Below are 22,283 nucleotides of genomic sequence, written 5' to 3' on the forward strand. Positions count from 1 at the left end.
GCATGGCTTTATATCTATCTGAATGTCAATACGTTATCCATTTTGTATTTGTCACTTTGTAGGTGCTAGACCTAAGTATAGTGTTTACGACTTAAAAGTATGATGTTTACGACTTAAAAACATAGTGTTTATGCAGTAAAAACATCATGTTAATCAGTTCAAGTATATATTTTTATCCATCATAGGCAATAGTTTTAATCATTAATATCGTGCAATCGTTTGTCTACGTTTTTGTGCGATTTTTTTTATTTAGGCTGATTATCTTTTCTTTTTCGTTGTATCTTTGCATGTATAAAAAGGAGACTTTTTTGTTGATATTAGTGAGTAAAGTAAAAGCCTGATTGCAATTTTTTGTAATCAGGCTTTGTGCTTATTCTTCCATGTCTTGATCAAGATTTCCTTTCCATAGATATTTTCTAGTTTCTTGTACTAAAACACCGTTTAGACACAGTAATGAAACTAAGTTTGGTATTGCCATCAGAGCATTCATACAGTCTGCTATATTCCATACGATGCTGAGATTAGCTATACTTCCAAAAAATGTAGCAGTAATGTATAATATGCGATAAGCAAGCATCCATTTCCTTCCTTTTAAGTATTCCATAGCCCTTTCTCCATAGTAGCTCCATCCAAGTATTGTACTAAAAGCAAAGGTAAGAAGGCCAAAACTAAGTAGAGGAGAGCCTATATAAGGTATTTTGCTAAAAGCTATTTTGGTTAAAGTGGCACCATCGCTATAGTTCATGTCAGGATAAGCGATAATACTACTTACAATGACTATACCTGTTAGTGCACATATTACAACAGTATCCCAAAAAGTTCCGGTAGAAGAGACGAGTGCCTGGCGAACCGGATTTCGGGTCTGAGCTGCTGCAGCTACGATAGGTGCAGAACCTAATCCGGATTCATTAGAAAAAAGACCTCTGGCGATACCAAATCTTGCTGCCATCATCACGCTTGCACCTACAAATCCTCCTCCGGCAGCCTGAGGATTAAAAGCTGATATGACAATCAGTTGTATTGCCGGAACGATGTAGTGTACATTTACGAATAGAATATATATACAGCCTAATACATAGAAAAGAGCCATAAAAGGGACTAATATTTGGCATACTTTTGCAATACTTTTTACACCTCCCAATAACACAAAAGCAGTGAGGGTGCAAACGATAGCTCCTGTAATGATAGGAGATATATTATAAGTCTCTGTCGCTATGGTAGCGATAGCATTGGCTTGTACCGTGTTTCCGATACCAAAAGCTGCTATTGCTGTAAAAATGCTGAACAGTATGGCCAGCCATTTCCATCCAAGTCCTTTTTCTAAAGCATACATAGGACCTCCTAACATTTCGCCACGTTCTGTGATGGTTCTATATTTTATAGCTAAGAGTCCTTCTGAATATTTTGTGGCTATGCCAAATACACCCGTAAGCCAACACCATAGGACCGCCCCCGGACCTCCTAAGGCTATTGCGGTCGCTACTCCAATGATGTTTCCTGTTCCGATGGTTGCTGCAAGAGCTGTTGCTAAAGCTCCGAATTGTGAAACATCTCCATGGGCAGATTTATCATGTTTAAAGGATAATTTTATTGCGGTGAAAATCTTGCGTTGTGGAATGCGAAGGCGGATGGTAAGGAATATATGAGTACCTAATAATAGGATAATCATAAGCCATCCCCATAACAGTCCACTTAATTCAGAGAATAAATTATTAAGTAGTTCCATACCTTTTTATTTAGTAGATTTTATTTTAATCTTAATTTTTTCGTATCCCATTGATTTTAGGAGCTGATGAAATTGTTGTGTTGCATTATTGGCAGCTGATTTGATATTTTGAGGTGTCATGCATCTGTTCAACATTTTCTTATAGGCTTTCTGATATAATAGTTCTCTATCTTGATCTTGCCAATCTCCTTTTTCGAGAAAAGATTTCGTCTTTGCTTCGTCAATGAAGTTTTTATCCAACAATTTTATAGCTGGTAGTGTACAGATGATAGAATCTCCCTTCGTAACAATCCAGTCATGTGGAGCTTCTTGCAAGTCAATACCTAATCTTAGAGTTCCATAGTATATTTTTGTGAGTTGACTGTCAGTAAAGAACCCTTTTTTGATGGTGTCTATGAGTTCTTCATCATGAATAGTGAGAAATTCCCATTCTCCAATACTTTCGATAGAGCGTATTTGAGTAGGCGTAATATCGATATTTTTATTTTCTTCGATATGTACTTCACTTTTCCTGAACTGCAAAGTAAGATAGAAGACAAGACCTCCGATGAGGACAATAGATAGTATAGCCAACCAGGCAGAAAAGGGTATGTATCTGAGAATGTTTTTTAATCTTTTATTTTGCTTCTCCATTTTCTACAGTTGATTTATCTATTAATATTTGGATATCGTGAAGAGTAAATTGTTTCCTGAATGTAATTTTGATATCGCTCTCTTGATATCCCATTCTTTGAATCATAGGTATAAGTATCTTGGCAGCGCTTTCTTGTGCAGACGAGATTATACCTTGTTCAGGTATTTGTTTGATGATTTGTGCTCTTCCTTGTTGTTCAAACTGACTTAATTCAGCATCAGTAAAGTTACTTCTCATGAAAGCAACTTGTTTTTTTATTTCTTGATGATTGATTTTTGAACTAGTAAGTATGATTTTGGGATCAGGTAATATAATCTCAATTTTTGTTCCTTTTTTAGTAATATTCCTGTTTGTAAAATGGCTAAAATCTATATATGCCTTTAGTGTAGCATCTAGGGGAATGGCTATTTTTCTTTCACTAGCAGGAAGTGTGATGTCTATATCTTGTCCTAAAAAAGAGCCTTTTATTTTCTTATCATCTTCATGAGTTATAATCTTGTGCACATGAACTTCAGTCGTATAAAGTCTGCTGCATTTTTGAATAAGCATGACGATATTGGGTATTGTATCTTTTACAGTATCAGAAGATTTTGATTTCTGCGGATTATTACATGAAACCAGTACTGTAAGCAATAGCAGTATATATAAGGTGCTAATTCTCATCCTAAAATCTTTTGTTTTGCTGGCAAAGATAATAAATTTTAGTGATATTCTTTTATTACAGTCTTTTTTATTATCTTTGTATCCGTAAAATTTTTGCGCGATGAAAAAGATTTTCTGTTACTTTATGATTGGTTTAGCCGTGGTAAACATTTCTTCTTGTCATGAGAAGAAAGAAAAAAATATTATTATCACGCATAAGCCTGTGGTAAAGGCTCCTGCCCGTACACAAAAGATGAGTAACTATGCTCAGTCACGTAAAGTACAATGGTTAGGGCAAGAATATACTGTACAATATGAACGTCAGGCAGATACCAAGCTTGGTATTGTTCGAGTTGATGATCATACTAAGTACTATGATAATCGTGTAACGGTTAGGGTATTGCGTTCAGATGGAACAGAATTTTTTCATCGCTCATTTGTTAAGAGCGACTTCTCGCCATATATTGATGACGATATGGCTAAGAGAAGTGCTTTGTTAGGTGTTATTTTTGTTGAAGCAAAAGGCGATGTATTAAGGTTTGCTGCTAGTGTAGGTTCACCTGATGCTAATAGTGATGAATATGTACCATTAATAGTCCAAGTATCCCGTATGGGTAATGTTTCCATTAATAAAGATACTCAAATGGATACTAATAATATGACAGAAGCCCCATCCGATGATGAGGATGAGGCTTCAGAATAATATATGTGATATATATTTTATTTCATCAGTTTTCTATATTCTGGTTCGAAACTCTTAGGACATCTACTAATCATGAGTAGGTTGAGTAGACAGTTTGCAGCTATTTCAGTGTCATTAAGATCTACTCCTTTTTCTTTTTTTATTTCTTTACCAATAACGACTTCCCAAGGACCTTCAAAATTCTTGTCGTCAGAACCATAAAACATTTCATTTGTGTCAGGGTCGTTCATGACTTCATATCTAATAACCTTTTTGCTTGCTATTGGTTTGAGCTCACAAGCAAGCTGAAATGCCTTTTCATAAACGTCTCTATGCAGGTTTGCATTAGGAAACATGTTATTAATTTCAGGAAAGAGTTCTTTAAACTCAAAGGCCTGTAATAGCTGGTATAGTTTCATGTTGGAATATAAACTTTAGAATTTTGCCATTTTAATTGCATCAATAGCACATTCATCACCTTTGTTACCTAGCTTACCACCACTTCTATCTTTAGCCTGTTGAAGGTCATTTGTGGTAAGAAGTCCATAGATAACAGGTATTTCCTGTGTAGCGTTAAGTCTTGCTATGCCGTAAGTAACCCCTTCACAGATGTAATCAAAATGAGGTGTTTCACCACGAATTACACTTCCAAGGATAATAACGGCATCATATCCGCCATTTAAAACCATTTGGTGAGCGCCATAGATGAGTTCAAAACTTCCTGGAACAGTTTTGATATGTATGTTTTCTTCGAGTGCACCATGTTTCTGCAGAGTAGAAACTGCGCCCTGTAGGAGGGCGCCTGTTATCTCTTGATTCCATTCTGCAACTACAATGCCAAAGCACATGTTGCTAGCATCTGGAATTTTGTTAATATCGTATTCTGATAGATTATGAAGTGCTGTAGCCATTTTACTTTGTAGCTCTTTCGATATATTTATCAATTTCTGCAGACTGTACGAGTGCAGAATTTAAGTAATTCTTTTTAATATCTTGGTAGATTTCAAGTGCTTCTTCCTGTTTGTTTTGGCTTTCAAGAATTTCACCGGCTTTCAAAAGGAATGTAGGTGATAAGCTATTGTTTACACCATCTGCAGCTTTACTATCAGCCATCTTGGCAGCTTTCTTAAAGCTATCAATTGCTTTGTCTAATTGGTTGTTGTGTGCATAAACATCACCTAAAGCAGCGATAGCAGCAGGACTTACCATTTGATCATCTTGTGCATCGTAATTCTCTAGATATTTTTGAGCTTCAGCCCATTTGCCAAGGTTGGCTTCGCATAAACCTGCATATAGATTAGCAAGATTAGCAGCATCTGTACCACTATAGTCTTCAGCTATTTTAGCAAAACCTGCGTAGTTTGCACCATCTCCGTTAAGGGCCTTGTCAAACATTTCTTGGCCAAAGTATTCTTGTCCTTTACCAAGTGCTGTACTTGCTTTTTCCTCACGTGGACCTACGATGTAAGCATTGTAGGCAAAGATACCAAGGATAACTACGATAATAGCTGCAATTGCAACGAAAATGGCCTTTTTGTTTTTCTCGATAAAGGCCTGTGAACTGTTGAGTGACTCATTCATCTCCTGAGCACCCATTTCCATATTGTCTGCCATGTATTTAGTTGTTTTTATTATTCATATATTAGCGTGGCAAAATTAATGAATTTATCCCACATATTGAAATTTATCACTTACTTTTTTCTCTTTTTCCATTGATTTACATTACTTTTGCAACCTAAAGATAGTATCACATTATGGTTTTAAATAATATTTCAGTAATCAATTATAAGAATATTAGGACAGCAGATCTTGTTCTTTCTCCTAAAATTAATTGTTTTATCGGACAAAATGGAGTAGGTAAAACAAACTTACTTGATGCCGTATATTATCTTTCTTTTTGTCATAGTGCATATAATCCTATGGATTCGCAATGTATTACGCACGATGAGGACTTCTTTGTTCTTGAAGGAAATTATTCTACGGACAATGGAGACTCTGAAAATATTTATTGTGGTATGAAGCGTGGTACCAAAAAGCATTTTAAGCGTAACAAAAAAGAATACAAGCGTTTATCCCAGCATATTGGATTGATTCCTCTTATTTTTATTTCTCCTTCAGATTCTTTTTTGATCGAAGGGGGAGTGAGGGGCGCCGCAAGTTGATGGATGTTGTCATCTCACAATATGACAATACTTATATGGATGCGTTGAATAATTACAATAAGGCGTTGCAGCAGCGTAATGCTTTGCTGAAAATGGAGGACGAACCAGATGTTTCTCTTCTTGATATTTGGGAGCATGAAATGGCAGAACAGGGTACTCTGATTTATCAAAAACGTGATGACTTTGTCAATAAATTGGTTCCTGTTTTTCAAGAGATTTATAGGAAGATCTCGGGCGATCGTGAAACGGTGAGTCTTCGATATGTTTCTCATGGTCAGCGAGGTGATTTGTATGATGTTATTAGTCGTGATCGCTTTAAAGATCGTGCTGTTGGATATTCTCTTCATGGCGTTCATCGTGATGATTTGGAAATGCTTATTGGTGATTATCAGATGAAGCGTGAAGGTAGTCAGGGGCAGAATAAAACATTTGTACTGGCTTTGAAATTAGCTCAATTTGATTTCTTGAAACGTACAGCTTCTGGGACTACTCCTTTACTATTGCTTGATGATATTTTTGATAAATTAGATGCAGATCGGGTTGAGCAGATTGTTAATCTCGTTTCAAGCAATAATTATGGGCAAATTTTTATAACAGACACGAACAGAGATCATTTAGATCGTATTTTGAAACATAGTAACAATGTTTATAAAATTTTCTCTGTCGAAAACGGTGAAATTACTCAAAGAAACGCATAATATGTTTAAACGTCATCCACGTTCGCTCGAGGCGATTCTTCTTAATTTTATTCGTACTGAAGGTTTGGAAACTCCATTACTTCAGAAGCGTCTGATAGATAGTTGGCCTGTTGTTGTTGGTCCTTCTATTGCAGCATTGACCGGTGAGAAATATATCAAAAATCAAACTTTATTTGTAAAGATTTTAAGTCCTGCTTTGCGACAGGATCTCTCCATGATGCGTTCGAAATTAGTAGAGCGTTTAAATGCGGAAGTTCAAGCTCAGATTATTACAGAAATCAGGTTTTATTAATTGGTGATTATAGCATCCATGGGGATGTCATTCTTTTCAGTCGGTATTTGCTCTATCATTTGGAAATCAAAGCATATACCGATTTTTTTTGTAGCTGGAATTTTTTTTAAGAATCGGTCATAATATCCTTTTCCTCTTCCTAAACGATTGCCTTGATTATCAAAGGCTACTCCTGGTACTATTATCACATCGATTGTAGAATAGTCTTCGAAAATTTTTCCGATGGGTTCTTGAATATGGTAGGAACCTACTTCCATATCTTTGCTGTTTGAGTATTCTCTCATTTCTATATTGGAATCATCAATTACTTTTGGAAGTATGATTTTTTTTCCTTTTTGCAAGAGTATGTCTATAAGGTCATGGGTGTCGACTTCGTCAGGAAGCGAATAGTATAGGCCAATTGTATTCGCTTTTTGTATTGTGGGTGAAAGAAATAATTTTTTTATAATAGGAAGCGACAGTTCCTTGAGTTGAGACTCAGAGAACTGTCGTTTAATTTGCTTTATTTTCTTTCTGATTTCCTGTTTGTTCATCGATTACTTTTTCCTTTTTTTGATGACTTTTTTAGAATGGTTTTGTGAGTTGGTTGCCGGGAGCTTAGGAAAAGCAGCGTGATTACTAAAAACCTGTAGTGCAGTTTTTACAACTGGGTCATTTTGATTAAGATATTCGTTCCAGGCTTCTTCATCAAGCATGTTGTAGATAATTCTACTGTTAATATATCTTTCGAGAAGAGCATGTGATTTTTTGATCATCAAGTTTCTTCTCTGTAGTCCGCGCTTATCCGCATAGATGACGAATTGTTGTACCGTATTCTGTTTTTTCAGGTAATCCGCCATTTCAGACATTTCCTTAAAATTATTCAATTTCAAGCGATTGTTGTCCGTATATGTGAAAGCGTATTGTAGTATCAGTCCACTCATACTTGCTTGCTTTAAGTAAGAGGTTACTTCTGTAGTATCTTCTGGAACGAAAATGTCAGGTGTGATACCACCTCCGCCATATACGATTCGGCCTATACTGGTGTGATATGCCGGCCCCGTATGCTTAATACTGTCTTTTGAGAAGAATTCGCCATGCTGATACCTGGTCAGTAAATCCTGCTCATAATTTGTTCCCTCGCCTAAAGTATATGGTTTTTGAATACATCTACCAGAAGGTGTATAATAGCGAGCTATAGTTAAACGTATCAAACTACCGTCGTTAAAAGCAAGCTGTTGTTGTACTAGGCCTTTTCCGAAAGAGCGTCTTCCTATAATTGTAGCACGATCGTTATCTTGCATAGCTCCAGCGAAAATTTCAGCAGCAGAAGCACTCGCCTCGTTGATTAATACTACAAGCGGTATATTTTGGTAGCTTCCGTTTCCGTTGCTCTTGTAATCTTGTCTTCTACTATGTCTACCTTGCGTATAAACAATCAGCTTATTTTTTGGTAAAAATTCATTTGCTATTTGTGTGGCAGATGTAAGATAACCGCCTGTATTATCTCGCAAATCGATGATTAAGTTACTAAAGCCTTCTTGCGAAAGTTTGGCCAATGAAATCAGGAGTTCTGGATAGGTCGTTTCGGAGAAGTTCTTGATTCTGATGTAACCAGTAGTCTCATTGATCATGTATGTTGCAGAAATGCTTTTTTGTGGTATTTCTCCTCTAGTAACCGTAAAGTTCTTAACTTCCTTGGTACCATATCTTACGACACCGATCTGTACCTTTGTATCTTTAGGCCCTTTTAATCTGCGTTGTGCTTCATCGTTAGTAACCATTTTACCAACGAATTTTTTTCCATCTACAGTTACGATTTTATCACCAGCTAATATTCCGGCTCTTTCTGCAGGTCCATTATGTATTACATTTTGCACGTGGATGGTATCTTCTCGAATTACAAATTCGATACCTACTCCAGAGAAAGACCCTTTAAGGTCATCCTCTGCTTGTTTTGCATCTTTAGCATTAATATAGACAGAGTGTGGATCTAAGTTTGCCAGAATCTGTGGAATAGATTTATCCACGAGGGAGTCAATATTTACTTCGTCCACATATTGATCATCAATGATATGAAGCAAATTATTCAAGCGATTACTACCTGAATTTATAATATTCAGTCTGTTACCTGAAAAATGATTTGTAAAAAAAGAACCGATAAGAATACCGATGACTATACATAGAGCCATCAGCAAGGGTGTATATCGGTTATGTTTGTTAGAATTTGTCATTTATCGTCCGGATTAAGATATTCTACCTCTATTTTTGCCCTTTTCAGAAGATTTATACCATCTTCAAGCCTGTATTTTTCAGCATAAACTACTCGTTTAATACCAGCTTGAATTATTAATTTTGCACATTCAATGCAAGGAGAAGCAGTAACATAAAGCGTACTGCCATCACTATTATTACTGCTTCTAGCAAGTTTTGTGATAGCGTTTGCTTCTGCGTGAAGAACGTATGGTTTAGTTACATCGTTATCATCTTCACATATATTTTCGAATCCACTAGGTGTACCGTTGTATCCATCGCTGATAATCATTTTATCTTTAACTACTAATGCGCCGACTTTACGTCTTTTGCAATAGCTGTTTTCAGCCCAAATGCGTGCCATACGTAGGTATCGCAAGTCTAGTTGGTGTTTTTTTTCTTCTGAGGTCATGGTGTTACTATGATTTGATAATTCCATTACGTTTGAGTAGAGCGTCTATAGTAGGTTCTTGTCCACGGAAACGTTTATACAGTGTCATCGGATGTTCTGTTCCACCTTTTGATAAGATATTGTCTCTGAATCGTTGTGCAGTTTCCTGATTGAAAATACCGTTTGCTTTAAATACGCTGAAGGCGTCAGCATCGAGTACTTCAGCCCATTTGTAGCTGTAATAGCCTGCTGCATATCCACCAGCCATAATATGTCCAAATTGTACTGTCATACAGGTGTTTGGCAATTGTTTAGTAATTATAGCCTTTTCCCAAGCCTTTTTCTCGAATGGTATAATATCTTCATCGAAAGCTTCTTTTTTAGTATAATAGGCCATATCGAGAAGGCCGAAACTTACTTGTCTTAGACAGCCATAAGCCGCTAAGAAATTACGGCTTTTGACGATTCGTTCAATGAGATCGTCAGGTATAGGTTCTCCTGTTTCATAGTGGAAAGCGAATGTTCGTAAGAAATCCTTTTCAATGGCATAGTTTTCCATGAATTGTGAAGGTAGTTCTACGAAATCCCACCATACATTTGTGCCAGACAAACTTTCAAATCGGGTGTTGGCAAACATACCATGTAGAGAATGTCCAAATTCATGCAAGAATGTTTCTACTTCAGAGAGTGTCAGTAAGGCTGGCTTTTCTGCAGTAGGTTTGGTCAGGTTAGTAACTACGCTTACGTGTGGTCTGCTGTTTTCGCCCTTTTTGGTAATCCATTGACCTTTAAATTCGGTCATCCAAGCACCTCCCTGTTTACCCTTACGTGGATAAAAATCTGCGTAAAGTACAGCCAGATAGCTGCCATCTTTGTCGAATACTTCGTATGCTTTTACGTCAGGATGGTACACCTGAATATCTTTATTCTCTTTAAACGTAATTCCATATAATTTGGTAGCTAAGCCGAATACCCCTTTGATAACTTTAGATAGTTCAAAGTATGGGCGAAGCATTTCTGCGTCCAAATTATATTTTTCCATTTGCAGTTTATGCGAGTAATAGCTGAAGTCCCAAGGTTCGAGTTCGAAATCTTTTCCTTCTAATTTTTGGGCTTCTTGCTTGATACTCTCTACTTCTTGCAGAGCAGTTGGCTTGTAGGCTTCGATGAGATCGTTCAGCAATTTGTATACATGATCAGCATTACTTGCCATACGGTGTTTTAGCACATAGTCTGCATAGGTTTCGTGGCCTAACAATTGTGCAATTTCTCTTCTTAGGTTGATGAGACGCTTGCAGATATCTAAATTATTTTCTTTATTATCATGTGTGCATAGCGTATTGCGTGCCATGTACATTTGTTTTCTCAATTCTCTTTGAGTTGAGTATGTCATAAAAGGAGAATAGCTTGGATAGTCGAGAGTAAATATCCAACCATCTTTTTCTTTCTCTTTGGCACAAAGAGCTGCTGCTTCTTTTGCGCTATCAGGTAGACCTTCCAATTGCTTTTCGTCAGTAATGTGAAGTTCGAAAGCCTTGGTGTCTTTAAGTAAATTTTGTGAGAATTGTAACGTAAGTATGCTTGATTCTTCAGTCAGTTTTCGGAGTTTTTCTTTGCCTTTTTCATCCAGTAGAGCTCCGCTTCTAACAAATCCGTCATAGCTATTATTCAGTAGCATCTGTTCTTCTGGTGTAAGTTCACGATGGTTTTCGTATACTTTTCTTACACGTTCAAACAATTTTGGATTAAGACTTACATCGTTGGCATGCTTCGTAAGAATAGGACTCATTTTTTGTGCTAGTGCGTCCAATTCATCATTTGTCTCTGCGCTTAACATGCACGAGAACACATTAGAAACACGATCTAACAGGTCATAATAATGTGGGCCTTTTTCATCATCCTCATGAACTATCGTATTATCAAATGTTGGTTCATCAGGATTATTAATAATTTTATCGATTTCCTCGTTATCCCTTTTGATACCTTCCATGAATGCTTCTTCGTAATCTTCTAACGCAATTTGGTTAAAAGGTACGGTGTCATGAGGGGTGTTATAAGGGTGAAAAAAAGGATTGATATGTTTGCTATTTTCTTTTATATTTTCATTCATACTATGCTTTTCTATAATTCCTTGCAAAGATAATAAAAATAATAAAAGACAAAGCCTGATTATCAAAGAATTTAACTATTGTTACATCAGTAATTTTTCCAATGCGGGTATAAATATTCTTCCTCGATATAATGTCAGTCTTTGGGCATCTTGCATATTGTTTAATGCTCTTGACACATCTAGTCTACTGTCATTTACTTCGAGTGCCAGTTGGTTCATTTTGATATAGAAGGTTTTTGGACCGGCAGGGTATATACAGTGCTCTTCAAAGAAGCGTGTTATTTTGTCTTCGAGTGTTTGTGGAACTTTTTTCCATGGGCGGTGTTCGTAGCGTTGGTTCTCCATGGAAAGTAGATTTAATATATTGATTCGGAATATGACAAATTGATCACTAAGTCGTAAAACTTCTTTTTTATCTAGGCTGAAGAGTTTGCAATCTTCTAATGCCTTATAAGTACGTGTATATCGCTGGTGTAATCCGAATAGGCGGTTAGCCTGTATCACAGATGGCCCTTCTGAAATTTCTGTAACGTAGTAACTTCCATCGTCAGAAACCGTTTTAATTTCAACTTTTCCATTTAAAATGAAAAATAATTCATGGCATGGATCACCTTCTTTTACAATATCTTTTCCTGCTCGTATTGTTGAAAAATTGAATCTTGTATGTGCTACAATAAGTGAGATGTCATTTTTACTAATACCAAGAAAGAGAGGGAGTTGTAAGAGATTATTATATATTTGTAGCTCTTTCATGTTCTAGTTTACTATCTTTTTTCTTAATTTTGGAGAATACCAAACGGCATTTTTTCCATTTTGATCCGCGTAGATAAAGTATGCCATGAGTTCAGGGTGTTTTGCTAATATTTTTTTTGCTCCATCTAATCCAGTTACCATAAAGGCAGTAGCATATGCATCTGCTGTTGCACAATTGTCAGCAAAAACGGTTGAAGAGAGGATATTATGTTGTACAGGATAGCCCGTTTTGGGATCTATGGTGTGAGCATATTTCTTGCCATTCTTATAATAATATTTGCGATAATTACCGCTAGTTGCCATAGCTTTGTTGGTAACATTTAATATGGTCTGTATCTCTTGCTGATTGTTTAAAGAGTCGTCTACAGGTTTGGTTACACCTATTTTCCAAGGTACTCTTTTTTCATTCAGGCCATAGGTTACGATTTCTCCACCTATTTCAATCATAAAATTCTTAATTCCTTTTTGTCTTAAGAACTTGGCTACTACGTCACTTCCAAATCCTTTCGCAATGGCCGAACAGTCAAGCATCGTATTTGGGTTTTGCTTGATAATATGTTTTTTTTCCATTTTGATTTTTTGGTAGCCCACAATATTTCTTAAACTGTCAACAACAGCTTTGGATGGTTCTTTTCCTGTTTTGAATCCAAACCCCCAGGTGTTAACCATTGGGGCTACGGTCATGTCAAATGCGCCATCTGTCTCTTTGGCTATATTCTCGCCTAGAGTGAAAACTTCTGCAAACATATCATCGACTTTTACATCTTTACCTTGATTTATCTTAGAGATAGTAGATGTCTTGTTGAAGGTAGATAAAGACTCATCTACTTTTTTAAGTTCTCCTTCTATCTCGGTTTGCAGGTCATTATCAGACTGATAAGTTATATTATATATGGTTCCGAAAATAAATCCGGTATTATGTTGAAAGGGAATCGTTTTTTGCTGACGAACGATAACTATAATGATGGCTGTCAGTACAAGTAATGCCCCTATTTGCCATGCTGTTTTCTTGGGTGTGATTTCCATTTGTTTTCTTTTTAAAATTCTAGGATTACGTTAAATGTTCCTCCTAAATGTGAACCTTCATTTCGTCCGAATCCGGGTGCATACCAACTGTTACCGATAGCTCCCTCAGAGTGGATTAGTCTTCTTTTGTATCGTACACTCCATCCTAAATGTAGCGGACCAGCTATCTTAGCGTCTACACCAAGTCCAAGTTCGAGCCAGTGCATATTTGCTTTTTCGCCTGTGTAGCTGAAGTCCACTTGGTCTTTCCATACGGGGTCTGTAACCGTAGTATTGATGATATCATATTTATAGGATGTAAAAGCATATCTAACTCCTCCGTAGAGTCGGTAGATATCGTGCTTATTTTTTAATAAATTAAAGTCGATACCGATTCTTCCGTAAGGGGCTTTCGTCTTAAAGGTATTGTTAGTCGTTTCGTCTGTCGTGTTGGCTTTTCCATATCCAAGCTCAAGTATAGGAAAGTATTTGTCTTTCAGATTGATGCGCACGGCAGCTTCGTATTGCCCATAGTCGCCAAATGCAAGTTGGGCAACACCCACAAGATCAACAGATACTGCTATATTTTTAAATAGAGCAGTTGTATCCTTTTCTACTTTTGGAATAACTTTTCCTCTTGGTTGCGCCTGTATACTCAGCGTGCATAGAAGCAGCAAACTAGTCAAGATCTTTGAAATAGATATAGAAGTGTGGGGTTGTTGCATCGTAGTTTACTTCCTTTTTGTTAATTCGAATAGAATCGAGTGCGTTGGTTGTATAGTCAACCTTCGTTATGGTGTGAAAATAAGCAGGTGGACAGTCTACTGTTTCAAAGTGCGGCTGATTGGTCTTACTTATCGTCACCGTATCGAGATAAGTCTGGTGATCTAAACTCTTTACTTCAAAGATAAGGATATCCTGATCTCTCGTATAGCTCATAGCCACCAGGCAACTATCAACATTGGCTTTTGATTGAAAAACCGTATCTCTTTGGTTGTTTTGGTCTACTGTCCAAATGGTCAGCGTGTCTTTCAGGGTATCTACATATCCTGCCAGTTTATAGTTTGTATAAACTGTATTATTCAGTGGATAGTCGATACTGCTGGAGCATGCTACCATTGTGAGGAGAAGTACAAATAAAACGGGAATTATTTTTCGCATCTTATTTCTTTTTCTATCTGATAATCGTTTCGGCGAGGCGAATTTCTGCTTACTAAGTCTCCTATAAAACCAGTAAGGAAGAGTTGTGTTCCTATCATCATGGTAGTAAGGAAGATATAGAAGTAAGGCGATTCTGTAACCAAATGACCATAGTTGCCATGGGATAGTTCGATAATCTTGCCAATACCCATTCCTATCAAAGCTAAGAAGCTGATAAAGAAGACGATAGAGCCTAAAAAGCCAAATACGTGCATTGGCTTTTTGCCGAAATTGCTCAAGAACCATAAGGTGAGCAAGTCGAGATAGCCATTGAAAAATCGGTTAATGCCAAATTTGCTTGAACCGTATTTTCTTGCTTGATGGTGTACTATCTTTTCTCCAATCTTGTCAAAACCAGCATTTTTTGCAAGATATGGGATATAACGATGCATCTCACCATACACCTCTATGTTTTTGACAACCTCCTTGCGATAAGCCTTTAGACCACAGTTAAAGTCGTGGAGATTATGTATACCGCTGATTTTTCTGGCAGTAGCATTAAACAGTTTGGTAGGTATAGTCTTGGTAAGTGGATCATATCGTTTCTGCTTATAACCTGATACTAAATCATAATGATCTACAGTAATCATTTTATAAAGTTCAGGAATTTCGTCAGGTGAGTCTTGTAAGTCTGCATCCATAGTTATGATGACATCACCTTTAGCCTCTTTGAATCCACAATATAGAGCTGGGCTCTTACCGTAATTACGACGGAATTTGATACCCTTTACATTTTCGTCTTTTTGGCTCAGTTCTTCAATAACATCCCAGGAGCGGTCTGTAGAACCGTCATTGACAAAAATAATTTCGTAAGTAAAATTATTTGCTGTCATCACGCGTTTAATCCATGCGTGGAGTTCTGGTAATGATTCTTCCTCATTGTAGAGAGGAACGATAACTGAAATATTCATATGATAATATTATTTTAATTCTTCTATTTTGTTATTTTTTTGTTCTTTTCATCAGCAGTGCGATGATAGGGCTGGTAATACATCCAAATATGAGTTCGTATATCATAAATAGCGAAGCCCATGCTGCAGAAGACATCATAGTTAGAGCTTCTCCCATATTTTTAATCTCCTGAGCTGATATTCCTTGTTGCTTGTAGTATTCGCTTGCGATTTTAACGGATTCATTGATTTGGGTCATAAATCCTACTGTGTCTCCCCATTCGAAATATGCAAATTGCACAACGGTTAGAATTAGGGTAGCATAGAAATATGTTTCCATTGCATAAAACCAAGCTCGTCTAAATGAAATGAGCCCATCCAGTGCTTTATCGCGGAAGAGTTTAAGCGTATAGCTTACCACGAAGGGGGTGGATATTGCAAAAATGAAAGATATTAAACTGAGGCTAGGCCATTTGTGGGCTAGCATGGCTCCAATAAAAGACGCTATCCAGACTAAGGATAGGAAAAAACCATCCTGACGGGCAAATGCTCTAGTCTGTTGTATTATTTGTTGGGTAATCATTATACTTTCCTTTTTTAATATGCAAAAATAGTCAATTTCTTTGAGATAGCCTTCTGCGTTATGATAATTTTTCTTATTTCTTTAACTTCTTAATGGCTTATGGAGGTATGTCTACTTAGGGATATCTCTGTAAATGGCCCCGTTTGGGTATGTTTTTACATGGATTCTTTTGATGGGGGTAGGGTAATAAAAGTTGTTGTAGTAGTATAACAAAAAAAGTGAATCAAAAGTAATTTTGATTCACTTTTTGAGCCTCTTGTCGGATTCGAACCAACGACCCCGAGATTACAAATCACGTGCTCTGGCCAACTGAGCTAAAGAGGCATGGGTGGGCAAGCGATTCATATCGCGTCGCTACGACCAAGTACCCTTGCTATGTTCCCATCCTGGGGGAGTTCCGAGGGAGCTGACCGTATGAGACTTGCCCGTCTCATTTTTGCGGTTGCAAAGGTAAGCATTATTTTTGGTTCTGCCAAATGTTTTGCTAACTTTTTTGCATTTTTTTTATCCGATGTCAACAATTGTGATTCCTGCACCACCAAATTGAACGTGTTCGTCGCCATAATGTGTTACATTTGGCACGCTTCCTAAATATTGTCTAATGAGCTGACGCAGAATGCCATTCCCTTTTCCATGGAGTATTCTTACGCGAGGCATTCCAACCAGAATAGCATCATCTATGAAATATTGTACGGCTGTTAAAGCTTCGTCCCCTCGCATACCTCTTACGTCAAGATCCTGATGGAAATTCTGTTTATGGTCATCCATCGTCTTTCTTGTTTCTTTCGAGATTCCATACGAACGAAGTCTTTCCGCCATTTCTTCATTTTTACTGAGCGTCTTCTCTTGGCTATCTTGCGAAGATGTCGACGGTGTAGCTGCATATTCCAAACGATTTAATTTTAGTTTGGTGCGCATGCCACCAAAAATGACCGTAGCCGTTTTACCGTCTATGCTTTCCAGCTTTCCTGTGCTACTAGTTCCTTTAATACGTACCTCGTCGCCCACTTCAAGCACTTTGGTACCCGTTTGTTTATTTACAGCTTGGCGTAAGGTTGCAGCAGCCTGTTCCTGTTTTTGAGCTTTTTCAGCCTTATGCTTTTCGTGACGCGCTTTGCGTTGTTTTATTTTTTCTATTTGTCGGGCTATCATGTCATCGTTAGCCTTAGTATCGATGGCACTGACTTCCTTTTCAAATTCATGAAGCTCCTGTCTTATTCGTTTGGTCTCTTCTTTCTCAGCCTGCTTTTCGCGTATTTCACGAATTGTATTCTCTATTTTCTTATTGCTCTCTTTCAGCAATTCTTCGGCTTCTTGGCGTGCTTTGGCGAGAATTTCCTTTCTCTGTGCTTCTATTTCTTGCAGACGAGTTTCATAGCGGCTCACAGCTTTATCCATGTCTTTCTCACGCTGATGAATGTTCTGGCGTTTGGTTTCCCAATAGCGTTTGTCTCGTACGATATCCTGCAAATATTTGTCACTTTGAATATAGTCATTACCAACGATTTCAGATGCTTCTTGAATGACTTGTTCTGGTAAACCTATTTTGCGAGCAATTTCTATAGCAAATGAACTTCCTGGTTGACCGATAGCCAACTGAAACAGAGGTTTCATCTCATGTCTATCGTAGAGCATGGCACCATTAGCCACTCCTTCGTGAGAATCAGCAAAATGCTTCAGGTTTTGATAGTGGGTGGTGATTACTCCAAATGCGTTTTTCTGACAGAACTGATTCAGTACACTTTCTGCTATGGCACCACCGATAGCCGGTTCCGTACCTGTACCAAACTCGTCAATGAGGATGATTGTAGATTCATTCGCATGTTTCATCATATTCTTCATATTTAATAGATGTGAAGAATAGGTACTGAGGTCATTTTCCAAACTTTGTTCATCACCGATATCAATCATGATATTGGTAAACATACCGGTAGTACTGCGATCGCCTACAGGAATAGAAAGACCACATTGTAACATATATTGTAGTAGACCTACAGTTTTGAGACAAACTGATTTACCGCCGGCATTAGGACCAGAAATAATAAGTAGGCGTTTTTGCTTCGTCAATGTAATGTCCAGTGGTATTACTTTCTTATCTTGTCTTTCCAGTGATAAGCGCAGAAGCGGATGAGAAGCCTGAATCCAATCCATAGCAGGACCTTTTTTAACTTCTGGTTCAAATCCTTTTATTATTTTAGCCAATTCTGCTTTTGCGCGGATACAGTCTATTTGTCCTAAGAATAGATAACTTAGAATAATCTCCTTAATATGTGGGCGTACTTTGTCCGTAAATTCGGTGAGAATGCGAATCACCTCGTGGCGTTCTTCACTTTCTAGTTCTCTTACCCGGTTGTTGGCTTCCACAACTTCAGCCGGTTCGATAAAAACGGTTTTTCCTGTAGCACTCTCATCATGTACTATACCACGAATCTTTTTCTTAAGGTTAGGCACCACAGGAATTACCAGTCGGCCGTCACGAAGGGTAGGGGTAACATCTTTTTCTACCACGCCTTCACTCTGAGCAGATCGTAATATCCCATTCAGTATGCGGGAGATATTTCCTTCTGTACGGGCAAGTTCTCTTCGAATATCCAACAATTTTGGCGAAGCGTTATCACGGATATGGCCAAATTTGTCAAGGATCTGATCAATACGAGAAATCAGTTGAGGGAAAGTCATAATATCTTCAGCCAGTCGATGTAGAGCGGGATATGGATATTTCTTATCTACTTTCCATCCGTCTTGTTCTTCATTCTCTTCATCATCACCATCTACATTCGTATTTAGGAATTTGACGATTTGGGCAATAGTGTCGAGCGAGCGACGTAAGTCGAAGAGTTCGTGCTCCTCAAGAAATGTATTTTCTACGCGGGCACGTAATACGCTTGCGCGAACGTCATAAAAATAACTGAGAGGGAAATTCTCGGTTTCTTCTTGTATTCTTCTGAAGTCGCGTACTTGTGCCAACCACTCATTAACCTCATCAGCTTTTGTAGAAAAAAAGATTCTGTCTACTTCTTCCTTGCCGAGAGTTGAAAGACAACGTTCCTTCAGTAATCGTCGTATTTCACTAAAACCTATCTTGATTTCGAAGTTATCTGGGTATATCATGTTGCAAAAATACGCTTTTTTATCATTTTGAGCAAAAAAGTTAAGAAAAAATTTGGTGGAACCAAAATGTTATGTTACCTTTGCACTCGCTTTTGAGAATAAAGCTATTGGTTGCGATACCATGGAGAGATGGTAGAGTGGTCGATTACAACGGTCTTGAAAACCGTCGTACCGAGAGGTACCGGGGGTTCGAATCCCTCTCTCTCCGCTAAGCTCTTAGGAAATTCCTAAGAGCTTTTTTTATTTTCTATACGATTTTAGAGCATGTATCAGGAACTATTGGTAAAAACAACTTTCGATGAAACGCTTCGTCGTTGCATGATTTATGCGGATGAGGCTCCAGAACTCATTCTTATTCAGTTAGTAGAGCGTAAGGAAATTGCGCTTCTTGATGAAATTGTGGATAGAATACATGCTTCAACCAATCGCTCATTTGTCCTGGTGGGTGTGCCGATTATCGATTGGTGCAAGGAACTTATGCCATGGAATGATCAAGCTGTAGACCGTAGACCTGAGTCGGGAAAGTATGCGCCTCAAGTATTAGCGTTATTAGAAAACGAGATACTTCCTCAGTTATATCAGCAATATGGAGCACAGCCAGTAGTGCTTGGTGGGTATTCTTTGGGTGGTTTGTTTGCTCTGTGGGCTTCAACTCGTTCTTCTTGTTTCGATTATATTGCAGCTGCTTCTCCTTCTGTATGGATTTCGAATTGGATGACTTATGTAGAGAATCATCCCGTTCAAGCTAAAAAAGTATATATGAGTCTTGGCGACAGAGAGGAGCATTGTAAGAATCGTTATATGAAACAAGTTGGCGATAATATTCGTTCCTATCATGAGCAGCTTATTCGACAGTTGGGTGGGGATAATACGGTCTTATTATGGAATAAAGGTGGGCACTTTCAGGATTTTGCTTTTCGTATTGCCGATTCTTATTCCTGGATTATCCTTCATGTATAGTATTCGTTTATCGGAATATCAAAATGAAAGAACATGATATTAATAAGGTTATTACAAAAATGAGAGAGATAGGTTATGACAAGTATACTGAGTATATTGTCGATAACCATATCTACTATCATGTTTATAGTAAATATATGTTCATATCTTGCACCTTTTATCTTAAATTCTTTACAAAATCGTTGACTCTGATCTCGTTCTTGACACCAAGTTTGGCAGGAGGGTGCACCAGAGTGTATTCAGGAAGAAGAGTATGATTGTCGTAGTGAAAAAGCTAACCATAACACAGTTGATATCAATAAAATTTATATGATTCTATCAGTTGGAAGCCACTTTATTGGTCTTATCAGACAGCGTGGTGTTATCAAGGATCTTATGAAAAAATGGCGTGAAAAGTATTTTTTAGCAGAAAAGTTTGGTAATTTCAGAAATTATAATTAATTTTGCACTCGCTAAAAAGAAATAGCAAATCGGCTCACGCCTGGAGAGATGGTAGAGTGGTCGATTACAACGGTCTTGAAAACCGTCGTACCGAGAGGTACCGGGGGTTCGAATCCCTCTCTCTCCGCTAAGCTCTTAGGAATTTCCTAAGGGCTTTTTTATTTTCTATACGATTTAAGAGTATGTATCAATATATTGCTAAAAACATTACTAAATTTTGATATAAAAATAGGAGTCTGAGTAGCAAACTCCTCTTTTTTTGTGATCATATTTTTTAATTAAACGTACCTATAGTGAAGCCATAAGTTGTCGTATTGAGACTATGTTGGGCTTGTATGGTGTTGGCATATCCTTTAACATACCATATGCTGCGATAGCCTTTGATAGTAATAGGCATCTGCCAGGTTATCTGTAGTTTACCCTTGAAGTAATGGGCTCCATAATAGGCTAAATCTTGTATCAGTACGCTTTGTGCATATGTACCAGTAGCATCGGCTAAATTCAGTTTTGCTTGGTTACTAAAGTGATAACCTGCCTGTGCGTCTATCCATAACTGATGGTTGGACAGAAGGGCAATACCATATTCGGCAAGTAGGTCTGTTGATTGATACTTGAAAGTACTGGTTGGCAGTAGATGTTTTTGGTTGATAGAGGTAAAGCCTGCTTGCAAACCGATATAGCTTTTTATGCTGTTTCCTTCAAGCCTGTTGGCACGATAGTGAAGACTTACGTCAGCACTTTTTAACTGATAACGCTTTTTGTAGGTAAACTGGTTGATATATTGATTAGAAGTATAGCCATGTATACTATCGATAGTAATGATCAACTTTGGGCGATATTCATCTGCATAGTCTTGAGAGAAAACAGCCTGTGCATCGATTTGGTGTATAGTTTGGGTACGGTATATGCGATGTTGGGTGTTTACCTTGTAATTGTATTCATAATATTTACCAGGTTCGCGCTTATATTGTTCAAAGATAGATTCGGCACCACGGGAGATACTTACTGAGGTGACCTGCGTATAACTGTTGCTGCGAAAACCATAACTCAGTTCGCCACCAAACTTGTCGTTTACGTATTCACGGCTATAGCCCGTCCATCCTTTAAGCGTACCTGTAGCAGCCTCAAGACCTGTCATCTGATAGTAATACAGACTTGGATCTTCTTGTACGGTAGTTAAGGATGGTTGAGATTCCTTATAACGATTGTAATAACCACTTACCCCCAGTGTGTGGTTGCCGATAGTGTAAGATACAGATGGCGTAAGCTGGTATTCAAGTTTACGTGAACGTGAACGAGGGTCGCGAAGTCGGCTCAAGTCGCCCAAATTATAGTCGAGAGACATACCGAATCGCCATCCGTTGAAATCTATGGTTCCTACATGAGCTGATAAATTGAAGTTCTGAAAGTCGTATTTACCAGCTTTGTCGGATCCCACTAGGAAAGGGTTGCTGAAGTAAGTACGCATAACATCGCTCCAGGCTCTTTGCTTTGTTCTTCCCATATTAAAGTCGAACTTGCCATAACCATAGAGATAGTTGCCTATTTTCTGGTATCGCTCCGTGTAAAATTGCAAGGTATTAGTCTGATTACCTTCTTGTACTCGATGATAAGTTCCTGATACGTGACTCATATAGAATTCGGCCTTACCACGATTGCTTGTAGAATCGAGGGTTAGCGAAGCGGCATTGTCTGTATTTCGCCACAGTTGTGTGGCGTCATAATATCTATACTGGCCTTCGTCTGTCAGATTATTCTGAGCCATACTTGT

22 protein-coding genes, 3 tRNA genes, 1 other RNA gene and 1 pseudogene are annotated in these 22,283 nt (G+C 37.8%); 7 read left to right on the forward strand and 20 right to left on the reverse strand.

The genetic code is table 11. The annotated features are described in order from the left end of the window. Window positions 1–370: 370 nt before the first annotated feature. From L6469_RS00185 to L6469_RS00195, 3 genes are read right to left on the reverse strand one after another with little or no spacing between them, the layout of a single operon-like run. Entirely contained in the window at window positions 371–1,726 is a 1,356-nt protein-coding gene (locus L6469_RS00185; protein WP_006281258.1) for an alanine/glycine:cation symporter family protein, read from the reverse strand. 6 nt (window positions 1,727–1,732) lie between these two features. Next, the gene (locus tag L6469_RS00190) at window positions 1,733–2,359 is read right to left on the reverse strand and encodes a DUF4230 domain-containing protein (protein ID WP_006281259.1); all 627 of its coding nucleotides are present in this window, start codon (window positions 2,357–2,359) and stop codon (window positions 1,733–1,735) included. Continuing rightward, window positions 2,343–3,023 (reverse strand): DUF4230 domain-containing protein, encoded by a 681-nt coding sequence (locus L6469_RS00195; protein ID WP_006281260.1) that lies wholly within the window; start codon window positions 3,021–3,023, stop codon window positions 2,343–2,345. The genes L6469_RS00190 and L6469_RS00195 overlap by 17 nt, the downstream gene beginning before the upstream one ends. Window positions 3,024–3,123: 100 nt before the next feature. Here L6469_RS00195 and L6469_RS00200 point away from each other — a divergent pair, with 100 nt between their 5' ends. Next, window positions 3,124–3,705 carry a DUF4738 domain-containing protein gene (locus tag L6469_RS00200; RefSeq protein ID WP_027454181.1) on the forward strand — a complete coding sequence of 194 codons (582 nt, stop codon included), beginning with the start codon at window positions 3,124–3,126 and terminating at the stop codon, window positions 3,703–3,705. Between the two features lie 17 nt (window positions 3,706–3,722). On the opposite strand, the gene L6469_RS00205 is transcribed toward L6469_RS00200, so the two are convergent. Genes L6469_RS00205 through L6469_RS00215 form a run of 3 tightly spaced genes read right to left on the reverse strand, consistent with a single transcriptional unit; the run spans window position 3,723 to window position 5,298 of the window. Further along, on the reverse strand, window positions 3,723–4,103 hold the full coding sequence (locus L6469_RS00205) for a hypothetical protein (RefSeq protein WP_027454180.1): 381 nt from the start codon (window positions 4,101–4,103) through the stop codon (window positions 3,723–3,725). Between the two features lie 15 nt (window positions 4,104–4,118). Continuing rightward, entirely contained in the window at window positions 4,119–4,595 is a 477-nt protein-coding gene (ribH, locus tag L6469_RS00210; protein WP_006281263.1) for a 6,7-dimethyl-8-ribityllumazine synthase, read from the reverse strand. Between the two features lies 1 nt (window position 4,596). Next, on the reverse strand, window positions 4,597–5,298 hold the full coding sequence (locus L6469_RS00215) for a tetratricopeptide repeat protein (RefSeq protein WP_006281264.1): 702 nt from the start codon (window positions 5,296–5,298) through the stop codon (window positions 4,597–4,599). Window positions 5,299–5,438: 140 nt separating this feature from the next. Here L6469_RS00215 and recF point away from each other — a divergent pair. Both recF and L6469_RS00225 read left to right on the forward strand, forming a co-directional pair. Beyond that, window positions 5,439–6,544: pseudogene (gene recF, locus L6469_RS00220) on the forward strand (DNA replication/repair protein RecF). A 1-nt stretch (window position 6,545) separates the two neighbouring features. After that, complete coding sequence (locus L6469_RS00225) at window positions 6,546–6,836, forward strand: DciA family protein (protein WP_006281266.1); 291 nt, start codon at window positions 6,546–6,548, stop codon at window positions 6,834–6,836. Here the strand turns inward: L6469_RS00225 and L6469_RS00230 are convergent. The 13 genes from L6469_RS00230 to L6469_RS00290 all read right to left on the reverse strand — a co-directional run bounded on the left by L6469_RS00230 (window position 6,833) and on the right by L6469_RS00290 (window position 19,111). After that, on the reverse strand, window positions 6,833–7,369 hold the full coding sequence (locus tag L6469_RS00230; RefSeq protein ID WP_006281267.1) for a 5-formyltetrahydrofolate cyclo-ligase: 537 nt from the start codon (window positions 7,367–7,369) through the stop codon (window positions 6,833–6,835). The genes L6469_RS00225 and L6469_RS00230 overlap by 4 nt on opposite strands. 3 nt (window positions 7,370–7,372) lie before the next feature. Then, on the reverse strand, window positions 7,373–9,007 hold the full coding sequence (locus tag L6469_RS00235) for a S41 family peptidase (protein ID WP_006281268.1): 1,635 nt from the start codon (window positions 9,005–9,007) through the stop codon (window positions 7,373–7,375). Between the two features lie 38 nt (window positions 9,008–9,045). After that, window positions 9,046–9,480 (reverse strand): dCMP deaminase family protein, encoded by a 435-nt coding sequence (locus tag L6469_RS00240; RefSeq protein WP_006281269.1) that lies wholly within the window; start codon window positions 9,478–9,480, stop codon window positions 9,046–9,048. 7 nt (window positions 9,481–9,487) lie between these two features. Next, the gene (locus tag L6469_RS00245; RefSeq protein WP_006281270.1) at window positions 9,488–11,569 is read right to left on the reverse strand and encodes a M3 family metallopeptidase; all 2,082 of its coding nucleotides are present in this window, start codon (window positions 11,567–11,569) and stop codon (window positions 9,488–9,490) included. An 81-nt stretch (window positions 11,570–11,650) separates the two neighbouring features. Then, window positions 11,651–12,322: a Crp/Fnr family transcriptional regulator gene (locus L6469_RS00250; protein WP_006281271.1), complete on the reverse strand. Its 672-nt coding sequence runs from the start codon at window positions 12,320–12,322 to the stop codon at window positions 11,651–11,653. A gap of 3 nt (window positions 12,323–12,325) precedes the next feature. Then, the gene (locus L6469_RS00255) at window positions 12,326–13,348 is read right to left on the reverse strand and encodes an FAD:protein FMN transferase (RefSeq protein ID WP_006281272.1); all 1,023 of its coding nucleotides are present in this window, start codon (window positions 13,346–13,348) and stop codon (window positions 12,326–12,328) included. A gap of 11 nt (window positions 13,349–13,359) precedes the next feature. Further along, window positions 13,360–14,052: a DUF6048 family protein gene (locus L6469_RS00260; protein WP_006281273.1), complete on the reverse strand. Its 693-nt coding sequence runs from the start codon at window positions 14,050–14,052 to the stop codon at window positions 13,360–13,362. Then, window positions 14,006–14,488, reverse strand: a complete 483-nt coding sequence (locus L6469_RS00265; protein ID WP_006281274.1) for a DUF6452 family protein — start codon at window positions 14,486–14,488, stop codon at window positions 14,006–14,008. Before L6469_RS00265 ends, L6469_RS00260 begins: the two co-directional genes overlap by 47 nt. Next, window positions 14,476–15,438 (reverse strand): glycosyltransferase family 2 protein, encoded by a 963-nt coding sequence (locus L6469_RS00270; protein ID WP_006281275.1) that lies wholly within the window; start codon window positions 15,436–15,438, stop codon window positions 14,476–14,478. The genes L6469_RS00265 and L6469_RS00270 overlap by 13 nt, the downstream gene beginning before the upstream one ends. Window positions 15,439–15,469: 31 nt before the next feature. Further along, window positions 15,470–16,000 (reverse strand): DUF4199 domain-containing protein, encoded by a 531-nt coding sequence (locus L6469_RS00275; protein ID WP_006281276.1) that lies wholly within the window; start codon window positions 15,998–16,000, stop codon window positions 15,470–15,472. Between the two features lie 250 nt (window positions 16,001–16,250). After that, window positions 16,251–16,324, reverse strand: a tRNA-Thr gene (locus L6469_RS00280). Window positions 16,325–16,327: 3 nt separating this feature from the next. Then, window positions 16,328–16,427: signal recognition particle sRNA small type (gene ffs / locus L6469_RS00285), an RNA gene on the reverse strand. 77 nt (window positions 16,428–16,504) lie between these two features. Continuing rightward, the gene (locus tag L6469_RS00290) at window positions 16,505–19,111 is read right to left on the reverse strand and encodes an endonuclease MutS2 (protein WP_074802897.1); all 2,607 of its coding nucleotides are present in this window, start codon (window positions 19,109–19,111) and stop codon (window positions 16,505–16,507) included. 123 nt (window positions 19,112–19,234) lie between these two features. On the opposite strand from L6469_RS00290, the gene L6469_RS00295 reads away from it, so the two are divergent. The 4 genes from L6469_RS00295 to L6469_RS00305 all read left to right on the forward strand — a co-directional run bounded on the left by L6469_RS00295 (window position 19,235) and on the right by L6469_RS00305 (window position 20,639). Further along, window positions 19,235–19,319, forward strand: a tRNA-Ser gene (locus tag L6469_RS00295). A gap of 56 nt (window positions 19,320–19,375) precedes the next feature. Continuing rightward, window positions 19,376–20,071, forward strand: coding sequence for an alpha/beta hydrolase-fold protein (locus tag L6469_RS00300; RefSeq protein ID WP_006281279.1), 696 nt, complete (start codon window positions 19,376–19,378; stop codon window positions 20,069–20,071). Between the two features lie 309 nt (window positions 20,072–20,380). Further along, complete coding sequence (locus tag L6469_RS14690) at window positions 20,381–20,512, forward strand: hypothetical protein (protein WP_256207985.1); 132 nt, start codon at window positions 20,381–20,383, stop codon at window positions 20,510–20,512. 42 nt (window positions 20,513–20,554) lie between these two features. After that, window positions 20,555–20,639: transfer RNA gene (locus L6469_RS00305), tRNA-Ser, on the forward strand. Between the two features lie 147 nt (window positions 20,640–20,786). Here L6469_RS00305 and L6469_RS00310 read toward each other — a convergent pair. Next, complete coding sequence (locus L6469_RS00310) at window positions 20,787–22,277, reverse strand: DUF6850 family outer membrane beta-barrel protein (RefSeq protein ID WP_237851092.1); 1,491 nt, start codon at window positions 22,275–22,277, stop codon at window positions 20,787–20,789. Window positions 22,278–22,283 lie beyond the last annotated feature (6 nt).

It is taken from the genome of Segatella baroniae B14, from assembly GCF_022024235.1.
In the GTDB taxonomy this organism is placed as follows: Bacteria; Bacteroidota; Bacteroidia; order Bacteroidales; family Bacteroidaceae; genus Prevotella; species Prevotella bryantii.

What these genes read in the sequence shown, in the direction of transcription:
- L6469_RS00185 (WP_006281258.1), bottom strand. Translation starts at nt 1,726, where the DNA reads ATGGAACTACTTAATAATTTATTCTCTGAATTAAGTGGACTGTTATGG.
- L6469_RS00190 (WP_006281259.1), bottom strand. Translation starts at nt 2,359, where the DNA reads ATGGAGAAGCAAAATAAAAGATTAAAAAACATTCTCAGATACATACCC.
- L6469_RS00195 (WP_006281260.1), bottom strand. Translation starts at nt 3,023, where the DNA reads ATGAGAATTAGCACCTTATATATACTGCTATTGCTTACAGTACTGGTT.
- L6469_RS00200 (WP_027454181.1), top strand. Translation starts at nt 3,124, where the DNA reads ATGAAAAAGATTTTCTGTTACTTTATGATTGGTTTAGCCGTGGTAAAC.
- L6469_RS00205 (WP_027454180.1), bottom strand. Translation starts at nt 4,103, where the DNA reads ATGAAACTATACCAGCTATTACAGGCCTTTGAGTTTAAAGAACTCTTT.
- ribH (WP_006281263.1), bottom strand. Translation starts at nt 4,595, where the DNA reads ATGGCTACAGCACTTCATAATCTATCAGAATACGATATTAACAAAATT.
- L6469_RS00215 (WP_006281264.1), bottom strand. Translation starts at nt 5,298, where the DNA reads ATGGCAGACAATATGGAAATGGGTGCTCAGGAGATGAATGAGTCACTC.
- L6469_RS00225 (WP_006281266.1), top strand. Translation starts at nt 6,546, where the DNA reads ATGTTTAAACGTCATCCACGTTCGCTCGAGGCGATTCTTCTTAATTTT.
- L6469_RS00230 (WP_006281267.1), bottom strand. Translation starts at nt 7,369, where the DNA reads ATGAACAAACAGGAAATCAGAAAGAAAATAAAGCAAATTAAACGACAG.
- L6469_RS00235 (WP_006281268.1), bottom strand. Translation starts at nt 9,007, where the DNA reads ATGGCTCTATGTATAGTCATCGGTATTCTTATCGGTTCTTTTTTTACA.
- L6469_RS00240 (WP_006281269.1), bottom strand. Translation starts at nt 9,480, where the DNA reads ATGACCTCAGAAGAAAAAAAACACCAACTAGACTTGCGATACCTACGT.
- L6469_RS00245 (WP_006281270.1), bottom strand. Translation starts at nt 11,569, where the DNA reads ATGAATGAAAATATAAAAGAAAATAGCAAACATATCAATCCTTTTTTT.
- L6469_RS00250 (WP_006281271.1), bottom strand. Translation starts at nt 12,322, where the DNA reads ATGAAAGAGCTACAAATATATAATAATCTCTTACAACTCCCTCTCTTT.
- L6469_RS00255 (WP_006281272.1), bottom strand. Translation starts at nt 13,348, where the DNA reads ATGGAAATCACACCCAAGAAAACAGCATGGCAAATAGGGGCATTACTT.
- L6469_RS00260 (WP_006281273.1), bottom strand. Translation starts at nt 14,052, where the DNA reads ATGCAACAACCCCACACTTCTATATCTATTTCAAAGATCTTGACTAGT.
- L6469_RS00265 (WP_006281274.1), bottom strand. Translation starts at nt 14,488, where the DNA reads ATGCGAAAAATAATTCCCGTTTTATTTGTACTTCTCCTCACAATGGTA.
- L6469_RS00270 (WP_006281275.1), bottom strand. Translation starts at nt 15,438, where the DNA reads ATGAATATTTCAGTTATCGTTCCTCTCTACAATGAGGAAGAATCATTA.
- L6469_RS00275 (WP_006281276.1), bottom strand. Translation starts at nt 16,000, where the DNA reads ATGATTACCCAACAAATAATACAACAGACTAGAGCATTTGCCCGTCAG.
- L6469_RS00290 (WP_074802897.1), bottom strand. Translation starts at nt 19,111, where the DNA reads ATGATATACCCAGATAACTTCGAAATCAAGATAGGTTTTAGTGAAATA.
- L6469_RS00300 (WP_006281279.1), top strand. Translation starts at nt 19,376, where the DNA reads ATGTATCAGGAACTATTGGTAAAAACAACTTTCGATGAAACGCTTCGT.
- L6469_RS14690 (WP_256207985.1), top strand. Translation starts at nt 20,381, where the DNA reads ATGATTCTATCAGTTGGAAGCCACTTTATTGGTCTTATCAGACAGCGT.
- L6469_RS00310 (WP_237851092.1), bottom strand. Translation starts at nt 22,277, where the DNA reads ATGGCTCAGAATAATCTGACAGACGAAGGCCAGTATAGATATTATGAC.